Source organism: Salinibacterium sp. SWN139 (assembly GCF_015864625.1).
Classification (GTDB): domain Bacteria; phylum Actinomycetota; class Actinomycetes; order Actinomycetales; family Microbacteriaceae; genus Rhodoglobus.
This window is the reverse complement of the sequence record NZ_JADYWV010000003.1, coordinates 540,474-566,362: the sequence shown is the minus strand read 5'-3', so window position 1 is coordinate 566,362 and position 25,889 is coordinate 540,474. Positions and strand designations below refer to the sequence as shown.

The 25,889-nt window shown below is 63.2% G+C and carries 21 protein-coding genes; 12 read left to right on the top strand and 9 right to left on the bottom strand.

Annotated features, from left to right (window positions below; genetic code table 11):
• Window positions 1-5: 5 nt before the first annotated feature.
• Entirely contained in the window at window positions 6-710 is a 705-nt protein-coding gene (locus tag I6E74_RS12595; protein ID WP_197126170.1) for a type 1 glutamine amidotransferase domain-containing protein, read from the bottom strand.
• Between the two features lie 125 nt (window positions 711-835).
• On the opposite strand from I6E74_RS12595, the gene I6E74_RS12590 reads away from it, so the two are divergent.
• Window positions 836-1,441 carry a TetR/AcrR family transcriptional regulator gene (locus I6E74_RS12590; protein ID WP_197126168.1) on the top strand — a complete coding sequence of 202 codons (606 nt, stop codon included), beginning with the start codon at window positions 836-838 and terminating at the stop codon, window positions 1,439-1,441.
• Between the two features lie 127 nt (window positions 1,442-1,568).
• A complete protein-coding gene (locus I6E74_RS12585) occupies window positions 1,569-2,288 on the top strand; it encodes a hypothetical protein (protein WP_197126166.1) in 720 nt (239 codons plus the stop codon).
• Here the strand turns inward: I6E74_RS12585 and I6E74_RS12580 are convergent.
• The 3 genes from I6E74_RS12580 to I6E74_RS12570 all read right to left on the bottom strand — a co-directional run bounded on the left by I6E74_RS12580 (window position 2,272) and on the right by I6E74_RS12570 (window position 6,121).
• Window positions 2,272-3,222, bottom strand: coding sequence for an ECF transporter S component (locus tag I6E74_RS12580; RefSeq protein ID WP_197126164.1), 951 nt, complete (start codon window positions 3,220-3,222; stop codon window positions 2,272-2,274). The two genes, I6E74_RS12585 and I6E74_RS12580, sit on opposite strands and share 17 nt — an antisense overlap.
• Window positions 3,223-3,322: 100 nt before the next feature.
• Window positions 3,323-4,339 carry a LacI family DNA-binding transcriptional regulator gene (locus I6E74_RS12575; RefSeq protein ID WP_197126163.1) on the bottom strand — a complete coding sequence of 339 codons (1,017 nt, stop codon included), beginning with the start codon at window positions 4,337-4,339 and terminating at the stop codon, window positions 3,323-3,325.
• Between the two features lie 111 nt (window positions 4,340-4,450).
• Entirely contained in the window at window positions 4,451-6,121 is a 1,671-nt protein-coding gene (locus I6E74_RS12570) for a glycoside hydrolase family 13 protein (RefSeq protein ID WP_231601508.1), read from the bottom strand.
• A 178-nt stretch (window positions 6,122-6,299) separates the two neighbouring features.
• Here I6E74_RS12570 and I6E74_RS12565 point away from each other — a divergent pair, with 178 nt between their 5' ends.
• The 4 genes from I6E74_RS12565 (at window position 6,300) to I6E74_RS12550 (ending at window position 12,227) form a co-directional block, all read left to right on the top strand.
• A complete protein-coding gene (locus tag I6E74_RS12565; RefSeq protein WP_197126159.1) occupies window positions 6,300-7,532 on the top strand; it encodes a maltose ABC transporter substrate-binding protein in 1,233 nt (410 codons plus the stop codon).
• 132 nt (window positions 7,533-7,664) lie between these two features.
• Window positions 7,665-9,278, top strand: coding sequence for an ABC transporter permease subunit (locus tag I6E74_RS12560; protein WP_197126157.1), 1,614 nt, complete (start codon window positions 7,665-7,667; stop codon window positions 9,276-9,278).
• 40 nt (window positions 9,279-9,318) lie between these two features.
• Complete coding sequence (locus I6E74_RS12555; protein ID WP_231601568.1) at window positions 9,319-10,206, top strand: sugar ABC transporter permease; 888 nt, start codon at window positions 9,319-9,321, stop codon at window positions 10,204-10,206.
• A complete protein-coding gene (locus tag I6E74_RS12550) occupies window positions 10,206-12,227 on the top strand; it encodes a glycoside hydrolase family 13 protein (RefSeq protein WP_197126154.1) in 2,022 nt (673 codons plus the stop codon). The genes I6E74_RS12555 and I6E74_RS12550 overlap by 1 nt, the downstream gene beginning before the upstream one ends.
• Before the next feature lie 26 nt (window positions 12,228-12,253).
• Here I6E74_RS12550 and I6E74_RS12545 read toward each other — a convergent pair whose 3' ends face one another.
• The gene (locus tag I6E74_RS12545; protein ID WP_197126152.1) at window positions 12,254-13,213 is read right to left on the bottom strand and encodes an NAD-dependent epimerase/dehydratase family protein; all 960 of its coding nucleotides are present in this window, start codon (window positions 13,211-13,213) and stop codon (window positions 12,254-12,256) included.
• Window positions 13,214-13,366: 153 nt separating this feature from the next.
• Here I6E74_RS12545 and I6E74_RS12540 point away from each other — a divergent pair, with 153 nt between their 5' ends.
• Window positions 13,367-14,935 (top strand): hypothetical protein, encoded by a 1,569-nt coding sequence (locus I6E74_RS12540; protein ID WP_231604998.1) that lies wholly within the window; start codon window positions 13,367-13,369, stop codon window positions 14,933-14,935.
• Here the strand turns inward: I6E74_RS12540 and I6E74_RS12535 are convergent.
• The 4 genes from I6E74_RS12535 to tdh all read right to left on the bottom strand — a co-directional run bounded on the left by I6E74_RS12535 (window position 14,922) and on the right by tdh (window position 19,090).
• Window positions 14,922-15,950, bottom strand: a complete 1,029-nt coding sequence (locus tag I6E74_RS12535) for an NADPH:quinone reductase (protein ID WP_197126150.1) — start codon at window positions 15,948-15,950, stop codon at window positions 14,922-14,924. The genes I6E74_RS12540 and I6E74_RS12535 overlap by 14 nt on opposite strands.
• Window positions 15,951-16,039: 89 nt before the next feature.
• Window positions 16,040-16,816 carry a GntR family transcriptional regulator gene (locus I6E74_RS12530; RefSeq protein WP_197126147.1) on the bottom strand — a complete coding sequence of 259 codons (777 nt, stop codon included), beginning with the start codon at window positions 16,814-16,816 and terminating at the stop codon, window positions 16,040-16,042.
• 8 nt (window positions 16,817-16,824) lie between these two features.
• Window positions 16,825-18,006 carry a glycine C-acetyltransferase gene (locus tag I6E74_RS12525; protein WP_197126145.1) on the bottom strand — a complete coding sequence of 394 codons (1,182 nt, stop codon included), beginning with the start codon at window positions 18,004-18,006 and terminating at the stop codon, window positions 16,825-16,827.
• Window positions 18,007-18,064: 58 nt separating this feature from the next.
• The gene (tdh, locus tag I6E74_RS12520) at window positions 18,065-19,090 is read right to left on the bottom strand and encodes an L-threonine 3-dehydrogenase (RefSeq protein ID WP_197126143.1); all 1,026 of its coding nucleotides are present in this window, start codon (window positions 19,088-19,090) and stop codon (window positions 18,065-18,067) included.
• Between the two features lie 158 nt (window positions 19,091-19,248).
• Between tdh and I6E74_RS12515 the strand changes: the two genes are divergently transcribed.
• The 5 genes from I6E74_RS12515 to I6E74_RS12495 all read left to right on the top strand — a co-directional run bounded on the left by I6E74_RS12515 (window position 19,249) and on the right by I6E74_RS12495 (window position 25,840).
• A complete protein-coding gene (locus I6E74_RS12515; protein WP_197126141.1) occupies window positions 19,249-20,481 on the top strand; it encodes an amidohydrolase family protein in 1,233 nt (410 codons plus the stop codon).
• A gap of 139 nt (window positions 20,482-20,620) precedes the next feature.
• Window positions 20,621-22,207 carry an ABC transporter substrate-binding protein gene (locus tag I6E74_RS12510; protein ID WP_197126139.1) on the top strand — a complete coding sequence of 529 codons (1,587 nt, stop codon included), beginning with the start codon at window positions 20,621-20,623 and terminating at the stop codon, window positions 22,205-22,207.
• Window positions 22,208-22,248: 41 nt separating this feature from the next.
• Complete coding sequence (locus tag I6E74_RS12505; RefSeq protein ID WP_197126138.1) at window positions 22,249-23,244, top strand: ABC transporter permease; 996 nt, start codon at window positions 22,249-22,251, stop codon at window positions 23,242-23,244.
• Window positions 23,241-24,038 (top strand): ABC transporter permease, encoded by a 798-nt coding sequence (locus I6E74_RS12500; RefSeq protein WP_197126136.1) that lies wholly within the window; start codon window positions 23,241-23,243, stop codon window positions 24,036-24,038. Before I6E74_RS12505 ends, I6E74_RS12500 begins: the two co-directional genes overlap by 4 nt.
• The gene (locus I6E74_RS12495) at window positions 24,035-25,840 is read left to right on the top strand and encodes an ABC transporter ATP-binding protein (RefSeq protein ID WP_197126134.1); all 1,806 of its coding nucleotides are present in this window, start codon (window positions 24,035-24,037) and stop codon (window positions 25,838-25,840) included. Before I6E74_RS12500 ends, I6E74_RS12495 begins: the two co-directional genes overlap by 4 nt.
• Window positions 25,841-25,889: the final 49 nt, after the last annotated feature.

The window sequence follows — 25,889 nt, the reverse complement described above, 5'->3', positions numbered from 1 at the left end:
GCTGGTTATGACTTGTCGGCGACGATGCGCTCAGCAACGGCGACGGATGATGCGGGGTTCTGACCGGTGTACAGCGCGCCATCAACGACGACGTACGGGGCGAAAGGTTCTGCTGCCTTCGAGTAGTCGGCACCCAGCTCAACGAGGCGGGTTTCGACGAGCCACTTGACCTTGTCGGCGAGACCGCCAAGCTCTTCTTCAGTGTTCGCGAAGCCGGTCATCTTGCGACCCTTGAGGGCCCATTCGCCGGTTGCCTTGTCGTTCGCGGCGAGCAGCGCTGCGGGGGCGTGGCAGAGCACACCGAGTGTCGTGTTCGATTTCACGGCCTCAACAATGAGCTGGCCGGAGTTGTCGTCGACGGCGAGGTCTTCCATGGGGCCGTGGCCTCCGGGGTAGAAGATCACGTCATAGTCGCTGGCGTTGACGGCATCCAAGCGGAGCGGATGCTGCAGCACCGGCTGGAGTTCCGCGATGCGGGCCTCAAAGTCAGCGAGGCGTTCGGCGGAACCGACGCCACCTTCGCTGAGACTGATCGCATCAAAAGTGGGGGCCACTCCTGCGGGGCTGGCGACCTGAACCTTCCAGCCTGCTTCGGTGAAGATGCGGTACGGCTCAAGGAACTCTTCTGCCCAGACTCCAGTGGGGTGCTGCGTTTCGTCAGCGAGCGTCAGGTAGGACGCTGCCGAGAGGACCATCAATACGTTTGTCATGCTGACTCCTAACAAAACCATGGTGCTCGTTTCCGAGCCCGTTGGTTCTTATCAAACCAATTGGTTCGACAGTACGTTGGCGTGTAGGCTAAGTCAAACCAACCGGTTCGATTAGGAGGTGTTTGGTGGTTTCGACAGAAATGCCGCGTGATCAACTCCGCGGCCGCGAAACAAAACAGCGCGTAATTGAGGCTGCAGCAGCCGAATTTGCGGAGTACGGCGTCGCTGGCGCCCGTATCAATCGCATCGCAGAAACAGCGAAGGCGAGCAAGGAACGTATTTACGCCTGGTTTGGCGACAAAGACGCTCTCTTCGATCACGTCATGCAGACCGGGCTCGACCGTCTCGCTCATGCCGTGCCGATCGATGCTGATCTCGTGGAATATACCGTGCGACTGCACAACTACTTCGTCAACGACCAGAGCGCGCAACGCGTCACCATGTGGGCCTGGCTGCACGATGCCGAAACGCTCGGATCATTCTCTGAAGGGCGCGTCGAGGGCTACAAGCACAAGCTCGAAGTGATTGCCGACGCCCAGCAACGAGGGATCGTCGATTCCTCGTGGAAGCCCGAAGAGCTGCTCGCTCTGCTGCTGGCCGTTGCCAGCAACTGGGAGCGCGCTCCGGCCGAACTGCGCTCCATCGGATGCCCCGAGTTCGCAGGCAGCGAGAAAGCGCGCTGCGACTCCGTGCGCGAAGCCGCCCGCCGGCTTGTAGAGCCCCACTCTTAGTAGCCCGGCGACGCCATCCGTGGGGTGTCCGGGTTCGTTCGGGATCGTCGAAATCGCACGGGTGCAGTGCTCGCAGGGGATGTACTGGACGCTGACGACTAGACCCGTGAGTACCGAAAGGGGCGGCATGACCATACACACCAGCGACGATAAACGAGCTATTTCCGCCATCCTCAGCGAGGCGATGATGCAGGCGGATAGCCAGCTCATTACCGCTTCATGCGTTGCTCCCGACCTAGTCGCTATCATCCAACGCACCGATGTCACTCGCCTCAAGGGAATCGGCAAACTAGAGTTCGCTGCCGTCACCTCTGAGCTGCGCCGAGCGCTCACCGCCTATAACGAGGACCACCATAAGATCGCGCTTGAGGTAGCTGAGAAAGCGCGACACCTGAAGAACCACGATCGTGGTCGGATGCTCGCCCAGAGCCTGCTTGTGGCCCTTGCGGTGGGCGGATTCTTCGTCGTTCCGTTCGCGATGGTCTTCTCGCTCGTCATTCTGGTCGGAACATTCGCCATGCGATCGGTGTGGATCGCTCGCCTCGGGGAACGCGCCGAAATGCTATCCCACGCCTTCGAAGGTCCCGAGGCAGAGCTGCGGGAGAAGCTAGGCACGACCCCCGCGCAGGCGCGACAGACGATGTGGGCGAGTGCGACAGGCCTCTGCGCGCGCGCCGACGCTCTCTATCTCGAGTCGCTCGAACCAGCGCAGCGAGCGTCAGAACTCGCGACGCGCCATCAGGACGCGCAGCGCTGGGCCGATCGTCGGTTTGCGCGGCAGTTCGGGAGCGAGCAATCGCATGACGAACGGTCGGCGACCTCTCCGGGGCTCAGCGTCGCGTGTTGAGCGGCGGGCCGTTGCCGCGGCTGATTTCGGACAGGCCAAGCCTGCCGAGCAGGTGAATGATGGCGAGAGCCGTGTAACCGGTGATGAGCTTGTCGGCGAGTGAGATCGAGATGTTGACGGTAAAGACCGACGCCCACAGGCCGTCACCAATCGCCCGCAGCGTCGCAATAAAGTCGTCACCCGCGTGGCCTGCGACTCCGCCAAAGACGAGCACAGTGATTGGCACCGCAGTGATGGTGCAAGCGAGGGCAACCAGCACATTCAGCAGCAAGAACCGCAAGCGCGACTTGTCCATGCGCCACAACCGAACACCATACCCCCACACGAGTGCTCCGACGACGTTAACGATGGCGTAGGCCAGAGTTTGCGGCACTGTTGCGAAGACGCCGATGACGTTGGTTGAGAGTCCTACGAGGGCACCCTGCCAAGGGCCAAGAGCGATCGCGACGACTGCGGTGCCGATCATGTCGAGAAAGATTGGTAGTTCAAACTTTGCGACAACGCTTCCGCCGAAGAGGTTCAAGCCGACAGCCGCCACCATGAGGACGACGACGAAGGCGAGGCGTGAATCGGGATTCTGGGCTGGGGGAAGGGGAGCATGAGGGGCTGCGGCTTTCGCCGTCGAACGAACCTCCAGACATCGTGATCGCCAGGCTTCGGCTTCTGCCTCATCGTGGCCTAGCGCTACGACGATTTCGGCGACAAGGCCCGCATTGATGCGGCTTCGTCCGGTGCGGAAGATGTCGAAGACCGTCGAACGGGCAACCCGCGCAGCGGCAGGGCTAACGCCGTTTTCCTCACGGCGATGAGCGATGCGCGATGCAAGCTCGGAGTACGACACTTCCCCGGCAGCGATCCGCAGTCGTTGCAGATCATCCGCTATCTGATCGAGAGAGTCGGCAGGCAAAGACGAGTGATCTCTCCCAGTGCTCACGTCTGCCCCCAGACTCTCGACGCCTGCAATAGGCCATTCGATTCTGATTGTGCCACAGCGAAACGAGAGAACAGCCCGAGGTAACCCGAACTGGGTGGGGCTACTCGGGCGGACGACTCGTGCTCGACCGCACGATGAGCTCGTAGTCGATCGGTGAGTTTTCGGGGATCTCGGGATGCTTGCCGGGCACGAGTAGGTTCATCAGGATCTCGACGGCATGCTCGCCCTGAGCCTGCGGGGACTGCGACACCGTGGTGAGCCCGAAGAACTCGGAGAGTTCGTGGCCGTCGATTCCCATGATGGAAATATCGCGCGGCACCACGAGGCCGAGGTCTCGGGCGGCCAAGATGCAGCCGATGGCCATCTCATCTGACGAAGCGAAGATCGCTGTCGGGCGTAGTAGCGGGTTGCCGAGCAGCTGCTTGGCTGCGTGATAGCCGCCCTGAATGGTGAAGTCGGCGGTGGCAAAGAACTCGGGTCGTGGCTCGATTCCCGCTTCGCGCAGAGCAGCTTCGTAGCCGTGGCGCCGATTCGTGGGGATATGAAATTCGAGATCGTAGTCTTCAGAGCCACCGATGTGAGCAATCTTGGTGTGGCCGAGCGCCAACAGGTGGCCGGTGGCGAGGCTCGACACGGCGTCGTCATCCAAGGTCAGAGTGCGCACTCCGTCGATCGGCCCACCGACTCCGACCGCTGGGCGATCGAGGGCGTGAAGCCGCTCCACCTCAGTGGGGGAAAGCTTGAGGGAAACAGTGATGATGCCGTCGATGCGCTTGCGTTGCAAGAAGACGTCGAAGACCTTCTCGCGTTCAGCGACGCTGCCCGAAAGGTTGTAGAGAGTGACGTCATAGCCGTGGCGCATCAACGCTTGCTGGGCGCCTTCCACCACAGAAGTGAAGAACCAGCGGGTCAAATACGGCACCATGAGGCCGACATTTTTGGTGCGGCCCGATGCCAAACTCGACGCGCTCGACGAGACGACATAGTCGAGAGCGGCCGCAGCCTCCGTCACTTTGAGACGCGCAGCCGCCGATACGGGGCCGTTGCCGCTGAGCGCCCGAGACACGGTCGCGGTGGACACACCAGCGCGCTGAGCAACATCTTCGATGCTAGCCATCAGCTGCCCTCCGTTGGATTCTGACGAGAATGGATGCCGCCCTACAGCGGTCGCGCCGCTGCTGATTCTATCGACCGGCATCCATTCGCGAGAATTCGGAGCCGCGTTGGTCTATGCCCTCAGCCACACCGTGGTGTCTGCCGGCAGCTGATCGTTGCTGAGAGGGCCGCTCGCGAGCAGCACTTCGCCGGCCGGGAGAGCCACGGCGGCGTCCCCGGTGTTGGCAAAGACACGTACGTCGCCGGTGCGGAAACCGAGCACCGTTTCGGCGCCGGTGTCGAGCCATTCGAGTTCGTTGGTGGCCAACTCGTGAGCGCGGCGCAGGGCGAGAGCGTTGCGGTACAGCGAGAGTGTCGAGGTGCTGTCGTCGCGTTGGGCGTCGCGGGCGAGAGTTGCCCATTCTGCGGGTTGCGGCAACCACGAGGCATCCGTGGGGCCGAAGCCGTAGGAGGGCGAGTTTGCTTCCCAGGGGATCGGAACGCGGCAGCCGTCGCGACCGTAGCGCTCGCCATTGGTGCGGAACCAGGTCGGGTCTTGGCGGGCCTCATCGGGGAGGTCGATTACTTCGGGCAGGCCGAGTTCTTCGCCCTGATAGAGGTAGGCGCTGCCCGGCAGGGCGAGCATGAGGGCGGTCGCGGCGCGGGCACGACGAAGCCCAAGCTCCGGAATCGGGAGGCCGGCTGACTTCGGGCCGATGCCGTGACCCTGTGGGTTGTCGGCAGTCAGCGCGAGACGTGACGCGTGACGAACAACATCGTGGTTAGAGAGCACCCACGTGCTGGGTGCTCCGACAGCAGAAAACGCGCTGATCGAGGCATCGATCACGGAGCGCAGCGGGCCAGCAGCCCACGGTGTCTCGAGGTAAGGAAAATTGAAGGCCTGGTGCATCTCATCCGGACGCACCCACTTGGCCATGTCGGTGAGCGGATCGACCCACGCTTCGGCCGCCAGAATGCGCTCGCCGTCGTAGCTGTTCAGAATCTCGCGCCACTCGCGGTAAATCTCGTGCACGCCGTCTTGGGCCCAGAACGGTGCGCGGGATGCGGCAAGCTCGGCGTCGGTCGTGCCGGCTCCGCCCATGCTGCCGCCGGCGACCGGGGGAGTCCAGTCGGGCAGGCCGTCGGCTTTGATCATGCCGTGGGCGACATCCACACGGAAGCCGTCAACGTCGCGGTCGAGCCAGAAGCGAAGGATGTCGGCGAACTGGTCGCGCACCCAGCGGTTCTCCCAGTTGAAATCGGGTTGGGTGGTGTCGAAGAGGTGCAGGTACCACTGACCGAGCGTGCCATCGGGGTTCGTTGTGCGGGTCCAGGCGTCGCCGCCGAACACCGACTGCCAGTTGTTGGGTGGCAGCTCACCGTTCTCGCCGAGACCGTCGCGGAACATGTAGCGATCGCGCTCGGGGCTGCCGGGCTCCGCGGCAAGTGCGGCCTGGAACCACCGGTGGTCGCTTGAGGAGTGATTGGGCACGAGGTCGACGATGACCCGCAGTCCCAGCTCGTGGGCGCGACTCGTCATCGAGTCGAAGTCATCGAGCGTGCCGAAGAGGGGATCCACGTCGCAGTAGTCAGCAACGTCGTAGCCGGCATCGCGCTGCGGTGACGTGTAAAACGGCGAAAGCCACACGGCGTCGACGCCGAGCTCAGCTAACGCAGGAAGTCGGTCGCGGATGCCGAGCAGATCGCCCATTCCATCGCCGTTTGCGTCGGCAAATGACCGCGGATAGATCTGGTAAATAACGGCGGAGCGCCACCATTCGGTGTCCTGAAGCACGGAAGTCATAGCCGCCACACTATCGCCATTGGCCCCAAAAGCTAAGCGCTTCCACATTGTTCGTCTCATTTCTCTCGCTATAAATGCTGAAAATTTTGGAACAGGCTGTTGCCGAACCCGACCCATAGGAGGTATACATGGAAGCGCTTGCAGTTTGCAATGCTTTCACTGACGAAAGGCAGCACCAATGAGGGTGAACAACAAAGGACTGTGGGCCGTAGGCGCACTCACAGTTACTGCATCGCTAGTACTGACCGGATGCACAGCAGCATCCGACACAGCAGATAACAGCGCCGGAACCGGCGAAGCACTCACCGTGTGGGTCGACGCCGATCGCGCAGCCGTGCTCAAAGACGCCGCAGCAGACTTCACTGCCGAGACCGGTGTCGAGGTCAAGCTTGTACAAAAAGAATTCGGTGACATTCGCGACCAGTTCATCGCCCAAGTGCCCACCGGGAAGGGTCCCGACGTTGTCATCGGCGCCCACGACTGGCTCGGAACCTTCGTGACCAACGGTGTCGTTGCTCCCGTCGAACTCGGAGACAAGGCGGATGCCTTCCAAGACGTCGGAATCACCGCCATGAGCTACGAAGGCCAGGTCTACGGCGTTCCTTACTCGATCGAAAACATCGCTCTCGTGCGCAACACGGCCCTCGCGCCCAGCACCCCCGCGACTTTCGACGAGATGGTCACCATGGGCGAAGCTGCCGGAACCGAATACCCGTTCTTGGTGGGGCTCGACCCTGAAGCGGCCGACCCGTACCACCTGTACCCCTTCCAGACCTCGTTCGGTGCGCCCGTCTTCGGCACCGCCGCTGACGGAAGCTACGACGCCGACGCCCTCGAAATCGGCAACGCGGGTGGCGACAAGTTCGCGGCCTGGCTCGGTGAACAGGGCGCTGCAGGCGTACTCAACACCAACATCACTGGCGACCTCGCCAAGGAAAAGTTCATCGCCGGAGAATCGCCCTTCTACCTGACCGGACCGTGGAACGTGCCCGCCGCCGTCGAAGCAGGCATCGACGTGGCGATCGACCCGATCCCCTCTGCCGGTGGCGAAACCGCACAACCATTCGTGGGAGTGCAGGGCTTCTTCGTCAGTTCTAAGAGCGAGAATGCGCTCGCCGCGAACGAGTTCATCGTCAACTACATGGGCAGCGAAGAAGTTCAAACCGCACTGTTCGAAGTGGGCGGACGCGCACCAGCGCTCACGGCATCCTTCGAAGCAGCAAGCGCCGACCCGATCGTTGCCGGGTTCGGTGCCGTCGGTGAGAACGCAGTGCCCATGCCCTCGATCCCCGCCATGGGAGCTGTCTGGGAGTTCTGGGGTGTCACCGAAGCCGCCATCATCAACGGTGGCGACGCAACGTCGCTCTGGCAGAAGATGTCAGGCGACATCGAAACCGCTATCGCCGGATAGCTCACGGTGGCCGCCCGTCTGCACGCGGGCGGCCACTTCCTTGCAGCACCACCGAGCCGGGACTGCCTTCTCAGAACGCAGTCCCGGTTCGCACCGCTCGACTGACCTGCACGCCTTCAATGGAGAATCCCCGTGACGACACCCCCCGAGACTGATCCCGGCCCAATCCGGCAGTCTGCCCGCGCGAAACGTGCGACCAGAATTGCGGATGCCGCCTCCGGTGGCTGGAAACTTGTGTCCGTCAAGATCCTGGGTCTCGGTGTCGTCGACGCGATCGCGATCTACGCGCTGTTTGTGCTCGTGCGCAGCGAATCGTGGCTCGTGGCTGGACTCGTCGTTGCGGTCACGCTGCTCGTCAACTGGATCTACTTCTCCCGCGGCAAGCTGCCCGCCAAGTACCTCGCGCCGGGCCTGATCTTTCTCGCGATCTTCCAAATCTTTGTGCTGCTGTACTCGGGCTACATCGCGTTCACGAACTATGGCACCGGCCACAATTCCACGAAAGCGGATGCGGTCAATTCGCTACTGCTGTCATCGCAGAACCGCGTCGCCGATTCGCCAAACTACCGTCTGACGGTGCTCGAGCAACTGGGCGAAATCTCCTTCCTCGTCACCGAACCCGACGGCAGTGTGAGCATCGGTGGCAACGAACGGCCGCTCAAAGAGGTGCACAACGCCCAGCTTGAGGGAGGCGTCGCGGTTGGCCTCGACGGGTATACGAGTCTGGGCTTCCAAGACATCCTCGGCAAGCAGACCGAGATCGCCGCCATCAGCGTCCCACTGACCGACGATCCCAACGACGGCATGCTGCGCACCCCCGACGGGTCGAGCGCCTTCCTCTACACCTCGTCGCTTGAGTACGACGAAGCCGCGGGCACGATGCGCGATACGAACTCCGGCACCGTGTACTCCGATATCGGCACCGGTGCCTTCACCTCGGATGCCGGCCAAGAGCTGCTGCCGGGATGGAAAATTGAGGTCGGGCTCGACAACTTCGTTCGAGCGTTCACTGAGGACTCCATCCGTGGTCCACTGATTAGCGTGACCGTGTGGACCTTCGCGTTCGCGTTCCTCTCGGTATTCACGACCTTCGCACTCGGACTGTTCTTGGCGATTGTGTTCAATGACAAGCGGATGAAGAGCCGCAAGTATTACCGGATCATCATGATCTTGCCGTACGCGTTCCCTAGCTTCTTGTCGGCACTGGTGTGGGCCGGAATGATGAACCAAGAGTTCGGCTTCATCAATGTGGTGCTGCTGGGCGGAGCCGAAGTGCCGTGGCTCACGAACGAGTGGCTGGCCAAAGGCTCAATACTGTTCGTGAATCTCTGGCTCGGGTTTCCGTACATGTTCCTGGTGACGACGGGGGCGCTGCAGGCCATCCCTGAAGAGCTCACCGAAGCTGCGACAGTGGATGGCGCGAAGCCGTGGGCCATCTTTAGATTCGTGAAGCTGCCCCTGTTGTTGGTCTCCGTTGCACCGCTGTTGATCTCGTCGTTTGCGTTCAACTTCAACAACTTCAACCTCATCTACATGCTCACCAATGGTGGGCCGCGCGACGTATCCGCGGGGGTGAATGTGGGCGCGACGGACATCCTAATTTCGATGGTCTACAAGGTCGCCTTCGTGGGAGCCAACCGCGATTACGGCCTCGCGAGCGCGTTCGCGATCATCATCTTCATTCTGGTGGCGGGTATCGCCATCATCAGTTTCCGTCGCACGAAATCGCTTGAGGAGTTGAACTGAGATGACTGCAACAACTCAGAAGCAGAACCCGGATGCCGCGATGCGCTCGGACGTTGCCGTCGGGCACCCGAAGCGGACTTTCAAGCGCTATTTCCGCGAAACCGGCTGGCGTCACCTCGTCGGGATCGCCATGTCGATCTTCGCCGCGTTCCCGCTGCTCTACGTGTTTAGTGCGTCGCTGAACCCCGGCGGCACCCTCGTGACCGCCAACTCGCTCTTCTCGAACTTCAGCTTTGAAAGCTACGTCGATCTCTTCAATCGACCGCAGCAGCCGTACGCTGCGTGGTTTGGCAACACTCTACTGATCGGCGGTATCTCGTCGCTCGGTACCGTCTTCCTCGGCGCCCTCGCGGCATATGCCTTTTCGCGTATGAGGTTCATCGGTCGCCGGGTGGGGCTGCTCACGCTGCTGCTCGTGCAGATGTTTCCGCAGTTGCTCGCTGTCGTCGCCATCTTCTTGTTGCTCTCGGGAATCTCCGAAATCTTCCCGGCGATCGGGCTCAACAGCCAGATCGGGCTCATCATGGTCTACCTCGGTGGCGCGCTCGGAGTGAATACCTACCTGATGTACGGGTTCTTCAACACGGTTCCGTCCTCCATCGATGAAGCGGCGAAGATCGATGGTGCGGGTCATGCACGTATCTTCTTCACGATCATCCTGCGCCTCGTTGCCCCGATCTTGGCTGTCGTTGGCCTGCTGTCGTTCGTGGGCACGACGAGCGAGTTCGTGATCGCGAGCATCGTGCTCATCGACCCCGACAAGCAGACCCTCGCGGTGGGTCTCTACCAATTCGTCTCTCAAGAGTTCTCGCGCAACTGGAGCATCTTCGCGGCCGGCGCTGTGCTCGCCGCCATCCCCGTGATGACTCTGTTCTTGTTCCTGCAGAAATACATCGTCGGCGGGCTGACCGCAGGAAGCGTGAAGTAATGGATGCCCTCCTCCCGCACCACGACGGCTCAGCGCTGCACGTCTCTACGCAGACGCCCGCGCTCGGCGATACGGTCACGCTGCGTCTTCGCGTGCCGGTCGGCTACGGGCCGCTGAAGGCTGTGCGGGTGCGCGAGAATCCGGATCACGAACCACGCTGGACGGATGCTCGCCTCACCGGAACTGCCGCCGGCTGGGACTGGTGGCAGGCCGAAGTGGTTGTCGAGAACCCGCGGCATGGCTATCGGTGGCTGCTCGTGCACGAGGCGGCCGCTGGCCGTGCTGCCGCGCACGGTGCGGCCGCTGACGGCACCGCCGCGCCGCCGGGCCACGGCAAGGCTGGCCGCATCGAGTGGCTCAACCAGAGCGGACTGCACTCGCTCGAAACGCTCGACGCCGAAGACTTTGCGCTGCTCGCGACTCCGGCTGCCCCGGAGTGGTTGGCGGAGACGGTGATGTACCAGGTGTTCCCTGATCGCTTTGCCCGATCATCCGCCGCCGACTCTCATGCCAAGCCCGAGTGGGCCATCGCCGCGCGCTGGGATGAGCCGGTCGACCCGGTGCTGCCCGGCCGCTCGAAGCAGTTTTACGGGGGAGACCTCGACGGCATCACCGAGCACCTCGACCACCTGACCGCGCTCGGCGTCACGATGCTGTATTTGACGCCGATCTTTCCGGCGCGCTCGAACCATCGCTACGACGCGTCGAGCTTCGTGGATGTCGATGAGCTGTTGGGCGGGCGCGAAGCGCTGATCCGTTTGGTGCGGGAGGCCCACGCTCGCGGCCTCAAGGTCATCGGCGACCTCACGACGAACCACTCCGGTGACGCGCACGAATGGTTCCAGGCCGCGCTCGGAAAACCCGAGGCGCCCGAGGGTGACTTCTACTACTTCACGAATGACGAGCACACCGAGTACGTCGGCTGGTTGGGCACGCCAAGCCTGCCCAAGTTCAACTGGAACTCGGCCGAGCTGCGTCGCCGCTTCATCGAGGGCGACGATTCGGTGGTTGCCCACTGGCTCAAGGAGCCCTACAACTTCGACGGTTGGCGCGTGGATGTCGCGAACATGACCGGCCGGATGGGTGCCGAGGACCTCAACGAGGAAGTTCGGCAAATCACGCGTCGCACGATGGAATCTGTGAATCCGGATACCGTGCTGCTGGCCGAATCGACGAATGATGCCGCCAGCGATCTGCAGGGTGATGCTTGGCACGGCGCGATGACGTATCCGTCGTTCACGCGGCCGGTGTGGGGCTGGCTCACGGAACCCGGCGACACCTCCCACGTCACCGCGGATGGCTCGATCGATCCGGAGGCGTGGTTCTTCGGGCAACCCCTCGGTGGCATCCCGAACTACAGCGCCCGCGACTTTGCCGAGATGACGGTACGGTTCACGGCGAGCATTCCGTGGCGCATCCGACTCGGCAACATGAACCCCCTTGACACTCATGACACCGCGCGGTTCAGCACGCACGCGCCCGCCGAGAACGTTCCGCTCGCGCTCGCTCTCTCGGTGACGCTGCCGGGAGTGCCCGTCGTCTTCGCGGGCGACGAGTTCGGCCTCAGCGGTGACGACGGCGAAATGTCGCGCACGCCCATCCCGTGGGGAACCGAAACTGACCCCGCCGTGGCGCCCACGCTCGACGTGTATCGCCAGCTGATCGCGCTGCGACGCGAACTGCCCACGCTGTCGCACGGCGGTCTGCGCTGGCTGCACATTGCGGATGACGCGCTCGTCTTCGTGCGCGAGGATGCCGACGCCACCGTTCTCGTTGTGGTGGCGCGCTCGCCACTGACGGTGACGTTGCCTGCCAATGCGCTCGGCGTCGAGTTGGCGGCGACGACCGCTTCCGACGGGGCTGCTTCCGGGCACGCTGCAAGTGGGGCGGATGCCGCGACCCCCGCGTTCCTCTCCGGCGAGGCGATTCTGGCAACCTCCGCCGCCGGGCTCACGCTCTCGGCGGCCGCCCGCACCTGCGCTATCTGGACTCTACCCGGCGTCGAGCACCCCGCGCCTTAAGTCGGTTATTCAGCTGCCAGTCCCCGTCAGTCGTCAGCGAGGGCGTGGGCTTCGTCAGCGGGCGTGAGCCCAGATCGTCGTGCACGGTCGATGCCGCGGGCGATTTCATCATCTGTAACGCGCCGGATGGTGTCCCGAAGGGGGCGAAGCGTGCCGCCGGCAGCTCGGTAGCGGTCGTTGTTTCGTCGCAAAAACCCAGAGTCGCTGGCGGGTATCCAGAGTGGAAGCGATCGTGGTCCGGCCCAGTAATCAACGTCTCTCGCTAACAACCACGCATCTTCGCGCTCGTCGAGGTGACCGTTGAACTCGGTTGTCTCCGCGGTAAGGCGAAGAAACTCGGCGAGCGGGTGAGAATCGCCGACCGCGTTAATGGCGCCGGTGGCGCCCGCGAGGCCGGCGCGAACAATCCATTCGGCGAGGTCGGCGACGTCGATCCCTTGTACAAACCGGTCGGCGAGGGTGGGGGTGAGCACGTGGCCTCCGCGCATAAGTCGGGCGGGCCAGTAACCGAAACGATCTGACGGGTCGCCAGGCCCCACGATGAGTCCGGGGCGGGCAATCAGCAGCTTCTCGCCGATGTGGCGAGCACTCGCGAGCTCCGCGGTGACTTTGGCTTGCCCATAGTCCGCGAGATCCACCGGGGCCACCAGCGCTGCCGCCTCGTCGGCACCGGGTTCGTCATTGCGTTCGTACACTGAGACGGTCGACACGAACGTCCAATGTGCTGCGTGCTGGGCTAGCGCCTGCAGTGCCGACTCCACCTGTGCGGGGTCGCGCGAAATCTCAATCACGTCATCCCAGTCACGACGTACTCCGTCGTAGGCGCCGGGCTGAGTGCGGTCGGCGCGAACGAGAGCAGCCCCGGCGGGAACCGTTCCCGATTCTCCTCGTGCCAGGCAGGTCACGCTCGCACCACCGCGCAACGCCGCCTGCGCGATCGCGCGGCCGAGCCATCCGGTCCCGCCAAGAATGAGTATGTGTCGCATGGCTTTATGCAACAGCACCCGAGGGCAGGCCACCAGCGTGTTCGCTCGTGGCGGATGCTCGTCTCGCTCACGGTTGTTGCTTACGGGACTGCGGCGATTGCCGGTGTTAGATTCTGCTTATCGCCAGAGCAGGTGGAAAGAGAGCAGGGTGGAATGAGTGCTGTTGCAGTCGCAACTCGCTCTCGCATGCACAGCGTGCGCCGGCGGCGTCGCTTACTGCTTGAGTCCCTGTGGTTTTTGGGTGCGCTGGGCTTAGCGCTGGGTGTGGTGACGCAGCTCGCCGGCCCCGCAGGCAGAGCCGAGCTGATGTTTCTCGATGGCGACTCCATGATTGTGCCGTTGTTATCGCGCTCACTCCTTGAAGGAACGGCGAGTAATTGGGCGATGTCGGCGGTGCTGTTTGTGCCGGAGACGCTCGTCTTTTTGGCGCTCGCGGCGGTTGGCTTAGGCATCCAGCAGGCACAGTTTGTAGCGGCTGTGCTGAACTTTGTAGGGCTCTACTTCGTTTTTCGGGCGGCTGCCGTCACCGTCGCAACGGACAACCGGGCGGCGCTCGCGGCAACCTCGGGGTTTGTGGCGGTGTGTGCTCTCGCGGTGCTGGAGAGTGGTGGCGACGCGAATAGTCCGCAACTTGCGTCGTTGTTAGCGACGACAACCTACTACTCGGCAACAGTTCTCGGAGCGTTACTCTCGGTCGGCATCGCCCGCCGAATTGTGGGTAGCAGTCTGCCGCAGTACGCGCTGGTGTTCGCGCTGTGCGCTGTCGCAACGGTGTCGGTCTTTTCTAACCCTCTCTACCTTGCGTGGGCAACGGCACCGCTGATTCTGGTCGTGGTGGTGACCGGGTCGGGTGCAGCGTGGGGGCGTTCCCAAACCCGGCTGATCGCGGCGCTGGGAGCCGGCTCGGTTCTGGGGTACCTTCTGAGAATTCCCCTCGCCCCGTGGATTGTGGCAAATCCAGACAACTACCTCAAACCGGGGCGCTCTCGGGGCTTATTCGCGTACTACTGGTCCATCGTCAGCGAGCGGCTCGCAACGCCGACGGGGGTTCTGGCCGTTGTCGTGGTGTTGGTGCTGACCCTGCTCGGCGCGTGGCTGACCGTTCGTTCGCTGCATCGGGGAGCAATCGGCTCTGCGGTAGTGGCTGCCTATTCATGGTTTGCTCCGTTGGTGACGACGATCGGGTTCATCCTTCTGGGAACCGACGCAGTGCGCTACTTGCAACTGTGGGCATTTGCGCCGGCACTCGCCCTGGTCGTTTTGGTGGCGGATGCTCGGCCGCCGAAACTCGCCGCTGTTCCGTGGCGTCGGCTGTTGGCTCTGGCCGCGCTTCCGGCGTTTCTCGGTGGCGTACTGACTGCCTTTGCGCTTCCGGCAGCGGTCGAGCGGGCAACGGCGACCGATCCGTCTCTTCAGTGTGCCGTCGACTGGGTGAACGAATCCGACGCAATCGGAGCGGGCCAGTTCTGGAGTGCGCGAGCAGTCAAGGCTCACCTGAATGACCCAGCCCAGATCATCCAAACCGATTTCGCACTCCACGATTACGAATGGTTGGTGGATCGAGCAGACTTCGCCCCGTCGGCCGTTTCTTTTCTGATCGTTGATGATCAGAGCGCGCCTTTCACGTTGCCGCCTGCGGCCGAAAACCTGCCCTCAACCACGGTCGATTGTGGTCGCTTCCAGATTCTCGACTACAGCCCGGCGAGCATCACGCGGCCGTAACGTCGATCAGCACCTTGCCGACGGCTCCGCTCTCAACGAGAGCGTGAGCATCCGCGGTCTGCTCGAGCGAGAAACGGTGCAACGGCAGGCCGGTCTCTTCGCCGACGCCGAGCGCACCATCCTCAAGAGCGATGTTGATCGCTGCGCCCGCGGCACGAATCACGTCGATGCCGACGGTGTAGAGCAGCACGAATTGGTAGCGCACGTTGAGCGTGATGTGGCGGCGCACATCGAGAGTCAGCTCGGGGCTGTTGTTGGCGTAGATAGAGATCGAACCTCGGTTGCGGATGACCGCGAGGTTGAGGTCCGCGTTCTGGGAAGGGGCCACCTCAACAATCTGGTCGACACCCTCGGGAGCAATCGTGCGAATCTGCTCCACGATGTCGGCGTCGGTGTAGGTGAGCACATGGTGGGCACCAGCCGCGGTGGCGAGGGCTGCTTTCGCTGGCCCGCTCACGGTCGTGATGACGGTCGCGCCGGCCCAGCGCGCAAGCTGAATGGCGGCATGACCCACGGCACCAGCTCCACCGGCAACGAGTACGACCTTGCCGTTGAGAGCGGTCGGATGCAGTTCGTCTGGCCCGTCTTCGGCAACCGTGAGGGCGCGGTAAGCCGTGACCGCCGGAACGCCCAAGCTCGCACCCTGATCGAAACTTGCGCTCGCGGGCAACGCGAACACGCGTTCGGCCGGGATAACGGCCTGCTCCTGGCTCGAGCCGCTATTCGACCGCTGGTAGGCCGCCATCGCCAGCCACACGCGGTCACCGACGGCAACATGGTGAACGTCAGAGCCGATCGCTTCCACGATGCCGGCACCGTCTTGCCCGGGAACAACCTCGTCAAACGGCAAGGCCTGAACGGATGCCGCACCGCGGCGTGACTTCCAGTCGGTGGGGTTCACCCCGCTGACCACAATGCGCACGCGCACTTCGTCGGGCCCGGGTTCAGTCACCGGCCTCTCGACTAGCTGAAGTACGGAGGGGTCGCCGGTCTCGGTGTAAACAATTGCTCTCATGTCTATGCCAACAGGGTGCCACTACCGCAAAATTCCGAAACTCAGAAGATCAGCATCCGACCGCCGCGGGCTGCGACTCACGCATCGAGCTAGTGCCCGGGGATCGCACTCCACGGCGCTCGCATGGTGCGCACGAAGGAGTACATGACGAGGGTGGGGTGGTGGTGTTCGAGGGCGTAGAAGATGCGCTCGCCGCTGAGGGTGACGCCGATGGTCTCCCACATTTTGGCTTCGGTGCCCTTATCGAGCTGCAGCAGGTCGGCGTACTTGTCGTCGAGCAGGGCAACACCGGCGGTCACGATTTCCCACGCGATGCCTTCGCCCCAGAGGTTCTTGGCCGACTCGTAGACCGGGGCGGTGGGGTTGATCGGGTCGTGCTCGCCAGCGGGCAACGGGATCGTGTACTCGGCGACCATCGCGGCCTGGTCGTCGGCGTACCAGCGCAGCACGATCTTCACGGCACAGTTGGTGCTGAGCGGCGACAGCAGGGGAGCGAGATCGGCGGGTAGCTCAATCGTTTCGGCCGTCAAGATCTCGACGGAAGGCGTGTAACCCATGCGCGCGAGTACCTCGCCGTACGAGACACTCGCCTCGAAGCGAGCACTCAATCGCAGCGCAACCGGGTCGACGACGGTGGCGGCTCCCTGACTGCGAATCACAATCCCCTGGCGCTCCAACTGCGCAAGCGCCACCCGAACCTGCGGGCGACTGCAGTTCAACCACTCGGCAAGCTTGAGCTCGCCGGGAAGCAGAAAGTTGGAGTCGCGAGCAGCCTCACGCACATGGCGAAGCACGCCACTGAGAATTCGCTCGTCTTCGGTGAGCGATCCAGTAACGATGCGGCCTTCGGGGACCGTAATTTCCATGTGCGCTCCTATGCGGCGATCGACTCTCGGGCGGCCACAAAAGCCTCAACGCAGCGGCTGATGTCCTCGCTTGAGTGTCCAGCCGACAACTGTACGCGAATACGAGCTTTGCCCAACGGCACGACCGGGAACGAGAACGCGATCACGTAGACGCCGAGCGTGAGCAGGGCATCCGCCATGGCCCCTGCTTCGTGCTCGTCGGCAAACATGACCGGAATGATCGGATGCTCGCCCGGCAGTAGCGTGAACCCGGCCTCGGCCATCCCGCTGCGGAATTGCTCCGCATTCTCCTTCAACTGAGCCCGGCTCTCGGCCCCTTCGGCCACGAGGTTGAGGGCTTCGATTGAGCCGGCAACCACCGAGGGTGCAACGGCGTTCGAGAACAGGTACGGGCGCGCACGCTGGCGCAGCAGTTCCACAATCTCGGAGTGGGCGCTGATGTAGCCGCCGGATGCTCCGCCCAGGGCTTTGCCGAGCGTGCCCGAGATGATGTCGACGCGGTCGGAGACGCCGCAGTGCTCGGGCGTTCCGGCTCCGGTCTCGCCGACGAACCCGACAGCGTGCGAGTCGTCGACCATGACCATCGCGTCGTACTGTTCGGCCAGGTCGCAGATCGCTTCGAGCGGGGCGAGGTAGCCGTCCATCGAGAAGACACCGTCGGTGACGATGAGGCGGCGGCGGGCATCCTTCGCGGCAATCAACTGGGCTTCGAGGTCGGCCATGTCGCGATTCTTGTAGCGGTAGCGCGCGGCCTTCGAGAGGCGGATGCCGTCAATGATCGAGGCATGGTTCAGCTCATCCGAAATCACGGCATCCTCGGCGCCCAGCAGCACCTCGAAGAGGCCACCGTTCGCGTCGTAGCAGGAGGGGAACAGGATGGTCGCCTCCATGCTCAGCAGCGCCGAAAGCCGGTTTTCGAGCTCAACGTGCTGGGTCTGGGTGCCGCAGATGAAGCGCACGCTCGCCATGCCGAAACCCCACTCGTCGAGGGCGTTCTTGGCGGCGGCGACGAGGCGCGGGTGGTTGGCCAAGCCGAGGTAGTTGTTGGCGCAGAAGTTGAGCACGGGCTTGCCGCCCGCTTCCACGTGGGCCGATTGCGCGGTCTCGAGCTGGCGCTCGGTCTTGTAGAGACCGGCCGAGCGGATCTCATCGAGGGTCGTGGTGAGTTGGTCGCGAACTGTTCCGTACATGCGGTGCTCCTGAAAGTTGTGGGGTGGCGGGCCGGGATGGCTTCAGCGGGGTGGTCGACTAGGACCAGTCGATGATGACCTTGCCGCTGTTGCCGCGGCGGGCGGTCGCGAAGGCTTCTTCCCACTGTTCGGCGGGGAAGCGGTCGGTGACAACGGCAGAGACATCCAAACCGGTGTGCACCATGGCGTTCATGGCGTACCAGGTCTCGAACATTTCGCGGCCGTAGATGCCCTTGATGGTGATCATGTGGGTCACGACGGTGGCCCAGTCGATGCCGATGGGTTCGGCGGGCAGGCCGAGCATCGCGATGCGGCCGCCCTGATTCATGTTGCCGATCATCTCGGGAAGCGCTGTGGGGTGACCGCTCATTTCGAGCCCGATGTCGAAGCCCTCTTTCATGCCGAGCTGTTCTTGAGCTTCGGCAATGCGCGTTGTCGAGACGTTGATCGCGAGATCGACGCCCATGTCGCGCGCGAGCTGCAGACGCTCTTCGTTCACGTCGGTCATCACGATGTGGCGAGCGCCGATGTGGCGAGCGACCTTCGCCGCCATGAGACCGATCGGCCCGGCGCCAGTGATCAAGACGTCTTCGCCCACCATGGGGAACGACAGCGCCGTGTGAACGGCATTGCCTAGCGGGTCGAAGATGGCGGCGAGCTCGGGGTCGATGTCGAGCGGATGCGCCCAGACGTTCTGTTCGGGAATCACGACGAACTCGGCGAAAGCGCCATCGCGGTTTACACCAATGCTTGAAGTGAATTTGCAGAGGTGGCGGCGGCCGGCGCGACAGTTGCGGCAGTGCCCGCAGACGACGTGGCCTTCGCCGGAAACGAGGGCGCCGACCTCGACCGACGTCACTCCTTCGCCCAGCTCAACAACGTGACCCGAGAACTCGTGGCCGGGAATCAGGGGAGCCTTGATGGCACCGGCGGCCCAGGCATCCCACGACTCAATATGCAGGTCAGTGCCGCAAATTCCGGTGCGAGCGACCCTAATTTTCACCTCGCCACGCTGGGGGGTGGGCTCGGGGCGTTCGGCCAATATGAGGCCTGGTCCGGCCTTGTCCTTGTAGAGGGCTTTCATCGTTGATTCCTCTCAGGCGGCGCGACAGGGCGCGTGGTGTGCGCTTGTGGCGCACCTCATTCGACGTGTCCGCTGCTGTGTTTCAGAGTACTGTCACTTGTTTACAAGTGCCACTCTTCTGCTAGCGTCATACAAATCATAAGTTGAAGGAGCCATTCGTGACCGAAATATCCCAGCGCATCGAGGGAATATCGCTATGGGATGGCACGGCCGCGCACGGCATTGGCTCCATCAGCTGGACGGGCGACCGGATCGACGCGGTAGAAACCGTGAACGACGCCAACGCCACCGACTCGGACGCCGCAACCACGGCATCCGAATACAGCGTGATTCCCGGCCTCATCGACACTCACGTTCACCTCGGCGGCTACGCCGGACCGGACAAGGTCGACTGGGTTTCGTGGCCACTGCTTACTCCGTGGGAAGAGCAGGTCTTCCACATCGCGGCGAACGCTCATCAGGCTGCTCGCAACGGAGTCACCACCCTGCGCGATCTTTCCGGTGATGGTCGACAGCTCGCCGTCAAGCGCGCCTTCGATCAGGGCATTCAGCAGGGCCCGCGCATTCTTGTGCACGGCCCCGTCGGCATGACCGCGGGTCACGGCGATCTCTTCATCCCGCCGCACTACCCGCACCGCACACCCACCGCCGACAGTCCAGACGAGTGCCGCAAGCTCGTACGCGAATACGCTCGCGCCGGTGTTGACGGCATCAAGATCTTCACCAGTGGTGGCGTGCTCTCCACCGGCGACAAGGTCGGCTGGCGCAACCAGACCACCGCCGAAATCGAGACAACCCTCGACGAAGCCCACGCTCTCGGCCTCAAGGTCGCCGCGCACAGCCACTCCACCGAGGGCAACCAGATTGCCTTGGATGCCGGAGTCGACTCTCTCGAACACGGCACCGGCATCACCGAAGAGCAGTGGCCAACACTGCTCGAGCGCAACATCTCGGTGGCGCCCACGCTCATGATCAACGACGTGATCGCCGAAGCCCGCATCCCGGTCTCGGCGGAAGCGCAAGAAAAGGCGCAAGCCGTTGTGATCGAGCGCAACACCAACTTCACCGCAGCGGGTCGCGCCGGAGTGCGCTTCGTGCTCGGCACCGATGCCAATGGCATCTTCGTAAAATTCGGCGATCAGATGGAAGAAGTACGTCTGATGGCCGAGATGTTCGGCTGGAGCGCAGAACGTGCGCTGCAGTCCGCGACCTCGGATGCGGCCGATGCAATCGGTCTGGCCGCCAAGGTGGGAACCCTCGCGACCGGAATGGGCGCCGACTTTGTCGTACTCAAGGGCCGTCCGTGGGAAGACATCACTCAGCTTCGTACCGAAAACATCGTCGCGGTTGTCTCGCGCGGTGTCGTCGTGTTCGGGGAACTCCCGCAGTAATGCGGGGCAGCACCACCGCATAACACGCAGCAGTAGAACCCTCCAGCAGCACCAGCTCCACTCGCAGCATCCGCATCACATTCCGCAGTACCACCGCAACGCTCACCACGTTGCGTCTTCAGCACTGAAAGGACCGAGTATGAACTCCCCGAAAAACCGAGTACTTCGCTGGGGCATTGCGCCCATCGGAGCACTTGCCGCACTGGGCCTGTTGGCCTCTTGCGCGGCAGGGCCAGCCGCTTCGCCCAAGACGGATATCACGATGGCAGTCACGGGTGACCCCGTGTGCCTCGACCCTCAGCAGGTCACCCTCACCACCGCGCTCAACATTGGCCGCCAGGTTGTTGACTCGCTCATTGATCAGGATGCCGAAACCGGCGAACTGGTGCCGTGGCTCGCAGAGAGCTGGGAAACCAACGATGACCTCACCGAGTTCACTTTCGAACTGCGTGATGACGTCACCTTCAGCGATGAGACTGCGCTGACCGCAGACACCGTGGTCAAGAACCTCGACGCTCTCTTTGAGATGGGTTCCACCGCATCTCTCGCCTCGCAGTACCTCGCCGGTTACGAAGGCAGCACCGCTGTTGACGAGAACACGGTGACCGTGAACTTCGAGTCGTCGAACGCTCAGTTCTTGCAGGGTGCCAGCACCATCACGCTCGGCCTCGTCTCTGACGCCACCACCGAGCTCAGCCCCGAAGACCGTTGCCAGACTGTCGTCGGCACTGGTCCCTTCACGATCGACTCCTACGTGGCTAACGACTCCGTCGTGATCGCCAAGCGTGTCGGTTACGACTGGGCATCCGAACTTCGCGGCCACAGCGGTGAAGCACTCGTTGACACCGTCACGTTCCCGATCACGCCGGAGGCAGGCGTGCGCACCGGTGGACTCCAGACCGGCGAATTCGACATCATCCAGGACCTTCCTGCCGCAGATGAGGCCCGCTTCGACACCGCGGACTACAACATCTACGCTCGCGGAAACCCCGGAATGCCCACGAGCCTCGTGCCCAACACCACGCGTCCCGTCGTCAGCGACGAGATCGTGCGTAAGGCAATGCTGCTCGCTACCGACCGTGCAGAAATCACGGCACTCACCGGTTCGTCGCAGTCGCAGCCCGCTTCGAGCGCGCTGAGCTCCGCCACTCCTGGCTACAGCAGCCAGGAAGACGCCATGGCCTACGACCTCGATGCAGCCACTGAGTTGCTCGAAGATAACGGTTGGGTAGTCGGCTCTGACGGCATCCGCGAGAAGGATGGCCAGCGTCTCACCATGAGCGTTACCGCGTTCTACGGCCAGGATGTTCTGGAGGCAACTCAGATTCAGCTCGCTAAGGCTGGCATCGACCTGCAGCTCAACATCGTGACCGCCGGAGACTTCTTCGGAGCCATCGCGACCGGCGACTACGACTTCTTGAGCGCGAGCCTCACGCGCACTGACCCCGACGTTTTGCGGGTCACGTTCTCGAAGGATGCCGTCTCGAAGTGGGCCATCATCGATGACGCTGAACTGGAATCACTGCTCAACGAGCAGGCCAGCACGGCAGACACCACCGAGCGCACGGCACTCATCGCCGAAATTCAGGAGATGATTATTGACCGTGCGTACCTGATCCCGCTTCTCGAAGTTGCTCAGGTGCACGCCTCAACCGCCAACGTTTCTGGTCTGACCTTCGACTCGTCGTCGCGACTGATCATGTACGACGTCAGCGTCTCGGAATAACTCTCCCTAGGTGATGTGACCAGCATGAAAAAGCGTCAGTCGTGACACAGGTGAAAGCCTGGGCAGGCTACTTGCTGCCCAAACTCGGACAGTTCCTGTTCGTTGTCGTGGCTACCTACACGCTCGTTTTCGTGCTGGTCCATTTCCTGCCCGGTGACCCGTTGATCGCCGCCCTTGCAGCAAAGGGCGGCGCATCAACGGTCATCGATCCGGCTGAACTCGATGCCCTGCGCGTGCAGTACGGCCTCGACGGAACACTCTGGCAGCAGTACTTTGGCCACCTCATTGCGGCAGCCCAAGGTGACCTCGGAATCTCCATCGCTACCGGTGTTCCCGTGACCGAGATGATCGGCCGGGCCTTCCCCTTCAGCGTGCAGATCGCCTCACTCGCTCTGCTCTTCGGCGTCACCTCCGCCGTTCTCATCACTTTCCTGGCCTACGCCGCACCGTGGCCGTGGCTACGCCAACTGCTGCTGCAGATTCCGCCATTCGGGATCGCGGTGCCCGCCTTCCTGAGCGGCCTGCTGTTGATCAGCGTCTTCGCCTTCACTCTCGGCTGGCTGCCCTCGGCCGGCGCTCGCAGCGTCGACGCGGCCATTCTGCCCGCGATCACGCTCGCCCTGCCCGTCGGTGCTCTCTTCTTCCAGGTCTTCTCTTCTGCCGTGCTCGAAGCCCAGAACAGTCCCTATGTCTTTACCGCCGTGGCCAAGGGTGTGCCGCCGCGCCGCATCTTCACGAAGCACCTGCTGCGCAACGCCCTGCTGCCCTCCATCACGATCCTCGGCTTGCTCATCGGCTACTTGGCGGGCGGAACCGCCGTCGTCGAGACCGTCTTTTCGCGGGACGGAATCGGCCGCATGACCGTTAACGCCGTGCTCGCTCGCGACATCAACGTCATCCAAGGCGTCGTGCTGGTGGTCGGCGCGATCTATGCGCTCGTCAACCTGCTCGTGGATGTCGCTTACGGCTTCATCGACCCGCGCACGCGCATCGGGGGCGGCGTTCCCTCGCGCGCTCGACTGGGGGCGAAGAAGTGACGAATCTGCGCAAGCCCGGCTTCGTTCTCGGGCTCATCATTATCGCGGTGGCGATCGTGGCCTCTCTGGCTCCCCAGTTGCTCGCGACCCACGATCCCTTCGAGTCGGTCGCGACAGACCGGCTGCTGCCACCGAGCGCTCAGTACCTGTTCGGCACCGACAACTTGGGCCGCGACCTCTACTCTCGCGTTATTTATGGAGCCGCTCTCTCGCTGCTCTCGGCATCCCTCGCTGTTGTCGTCGGCGTTGTTGTGGGCGCCGTCGTGGGGCTGATCTCGGGCTTCGTCGGCGGCCGCACTGACTTCATCATCATGCGCTTCGTGGATGTGCTGATCGCCGTTCCCGGAGTTCTTCTCGCTCTGATCGTCGTCGCCAGCCTCGGCTTCGGACCCTTGTCTCTCGCCCTTGGTGTCGGGCTCGGGGCTGCCGGCAGCTTCGCGCGCGTCATGCGCTCGCAAGTGATCCGCATCCGCAGCGAAGAGTACGTCGAAGCGGCCCGCACGCTGGGCGTTCGGGCGCCCGCGATTCTGGTGCAGCACGTCCTGCCCAACGCGGCCCGCCCCGTGATTGCGATGGCGGCGCTCGAGCTGGGCACGGCCATCCTCTCGGTCTCGGCCCTCACCTTCTTGGGCTTCGGCGCTCCGCCGCCCGCTCCCGAGTGGGGTGCGCTCGTCTCCGCCGGCCGCGACTATGTGGCCACCAATCCCGGCCTCAGCATCATTCCGGGTGCCGTAATTCTTGTGGTCGTGCTTGCCGTGAACCGGGTAGCACGAGCGATCGGAGGCGACGAATGATCGAGCATGGTTCTGGTGCGAAAGCAGAGTCCGGTGCGAACTCGGTTGTCGGCGTCGGTGCCGCAGCCGACGACAACATTCTCGTCGTGCGTGACCTGCACGTTTCGTACGCCACTCGCTCCGGCTCCGTGGCGGCGGTGCGCGGCATCAGCTTCGTCGTTCCGCGCGGCAAGATCGTGGCGATTGTCGGCGAATCGGGCTCGGGAAAAAGCACGACCTCGCAGGCACTGATTCGGCGGCTGGCATCCGGAGGTCGCATCGACAGTGGCTCGATCGAGTTCGAAGGGCGCAATCTCGGCCCGATGTCGGAGCGCGAGCTGCGTTCCATTCGCGGTGGCCGCATCGGCTTCGTGCCGCAAGACCCCAGCAAGTCGCTCAACCCGCTCATGCGCGTGGGCGACCAAATCGCCGAGGCGCTGCGCCTGCACCTCAAGCTCGACAAGGCTGCAGCAGCGGCCGAAGCCGTGCGCATTCTCGATGAGGTCGGGCTGCCCGATCCGGATGCTCGCGCCACCCAGTTTCCGCACGAACTCTCGGGCGGCATGCGCCAACGCGTGCTCATCGGAATCGCGTGGGCCTGCAACCCCCAACTCGTCATCGCGGACGAGCCGACGAGTGCCCTCGACGTGACCGTGCAACGCCACGTTCTCGACAACATCGACGAACTCGTGCGCCGCCACAACACCTCCGTCGTTCTCGTCACCCACGACCTTGCTGTCGCCGCCGACCGTGCTGACTACGTCGCCGTGATGAGCAATGGCGAAATTGTCGAGCAGGGTACGACCGAACAGGTGCTGTCGGCGCCCACCCACGAGTACACGAAGAAACTCGTGGAATCCGCTCCGGGGTTGGCGAGCAGACGCCTCACCCCGTCGGTAACGGCTCTCGGCGAGAACCAGCAATCGAGCGCGGGAAAGCTCTTCACCCACACCCGCCCAGCGCAGCCTGCGGGCTCAGCCACGGCATCCGGAACAGCAGCCGTCGCCGCCGACAGCGGGGCGGATGCCGAGCCCGCTGACAACATTCTTGAGGTCTCGAACCTGGTCAAGACCTTCGCTCTGCGCCGCCAGGGTGGAGGCTCGCAAGTGTTGCGCGCCGTGGACGATGTCTCGTTCGTGGTGCCTCGCGGCTCGACTTTCTCGATCGTGGGGGAGTCGGGCTCGGGCAAGACCACCACCGCTCGCATCGCGGCGCGCATTGCGTCGGCCGATTCAGGCACTGTGAGCTTCGACGGCACCGATGTCACTTCGCTGTCGGGCGAGGCTCTGCGCCAATTGCGCCGTCGCGTGCAGGTCGTCTACCAAAACCCGTTCGGTTCGCTCGACCCCAAGATGTCGATCGAGAAGATCATCGCTGAGCCGCTGCGCGCCTTCCGGGTGGGTGACCGCACCCACCGTGCCGAAGTAGCACGCGAACTGCTCGAGCACGTGAGCCTCAGCCCCTCGCTAGCCCAGCGTCGCCCCACCGAGCTTTCGGGCGGTCAGCGTCAGCGCGTCGCCATCGCGCGTTCGCTTGCGATCGGCCCCGAGTTGATCGTGCTCGATGAACCCGTATCTGCTCTGGATGTCTCAGTGCAGGAACAAATTTTGCAACTGTTGGTCGACCTGCAGGTGCAGTTCGGGCTCAGCTACCTCTTCATCTCCCACGACCTTGGCGTGATCCGTCAGATCTCTGACCACATTGCGGTGATGCGTTCGGGCACGGTTCTTGAGTCGGGCACTGCGCGCGAGGTGCTCTCGAATCCGCAGCACGAATATACGCGCGAACTGCTTGCAGCGATCCCGGGGCAGCGCGCGAAATAGTGCGTTCTCTATCCGTCGGTGAGATACCGGCAGTAATGGCCAATGAAGC

Bases quoted from the DNA above. Each gene is read 5' to 3' on its own strand.
- I6E74_RS12530 (WP_197126147.1), bottom strand. From the start codon at position 16,816: ATGGAAATTACGGTCCCCGAAGGCCGCATCGTTACTGGATCGCTCACC.
- I6E74_RS12545 (WP_197126152.1), bottom strand. From the start codon at position 13,213: ATGCGACACATACTCATTCTTGGCGGGACCGGATGGCTCGGCCGCGCG.
- I6E74_RS12565 (WP_197126159.1), top strand. From the start codon at position 6,300: ATGAGGGTGAACAACAAAGGACTGTGGGCCGTAGGCGCACTCACAGTT.
- tdh (WP_197126143.1), bottom strand. From the start codon at position 19,090: ATGAAAGCCCTCTACAAGGACAAGGCCGGACCAGGCCTCATATTGGCC.
- I6E74_RS12585 (WP_197126166.1), top strand. From the start codon at position 1,569: ATGACCATACACACCAGCGACGATAAACGAGCTATTTCCGCCATCCTC.
- I6E74_RS12510 (WP_197126139.1), top strand. From the start codon at position 20,621: ATGAACTCCCCGAAAAACCGAGTACTTCGCTGGGGCATTGCGCCCATC.
- I6E74_RS12540 (WP_231604998.1), top strand. From the start codon at position 13,367: ATGAGTGCTGTTGCAGTCGCAACTCGCTCTCGCATGCACAGCGTGCGC.
- I6E74_RS12550 (WP_197126154.1), top strand. From the start codon at position 10,206: ATGGATGCCCTCCTCCCGCACCACGACGGCTCAGCGCTGCACGTCTCT.
- I6E74_RS12525 (WP_197126145.1), bottom strand. From the start codon at position 18,006: ATGTACGGAACAGTTCGCGACCAACTCACCACGACCCTCGATGAGATC.
- I6E74_RS12555 (WP_231601568.1), top strand. From the start codon at position 9,319: ATGCGCTCGGACGTTGCCGTCGGGCACCCGAAGCGGACTTTCAAGCGC.
- I6E74_RS12535 (WP_197126150.1), bottom strand. From the start codon at position 15,950: ATGAGAGCAATTGTTTACACCGAGACCGGCGACCCCTCCGTACTTCAG.
- I6E74_RS12575 (WP_197126163.1), bottom strand. From the start codon at position 4,339: ATGGCTAGCATCGAAGATGTTGCTCAGCGCGCTGGTGTGTCCACCGCG.
- I6E74_RS12595 (WP_197126170.1), bottom strand. From the start codon at position 710: ATGACAAACGTATTGATGGTCCTCTCGGCAGCGTCCTACCTGACGCTC.
- I6E74_RS12570 (WP_231601508.1), bottom strand. From the start codon at position 6,121: ATGACTTCCGTGCTTCAGGACACCGAATGGTGGCGCTCCGCCGTTATT.
- I6E74_RS12495 (WP_197126134.1), top strand. From the start codon at position 24,035: ATGATCGAGCATGGTTCTGGTGCGAAAGCAGAGTCCGGTGCGAACTCG.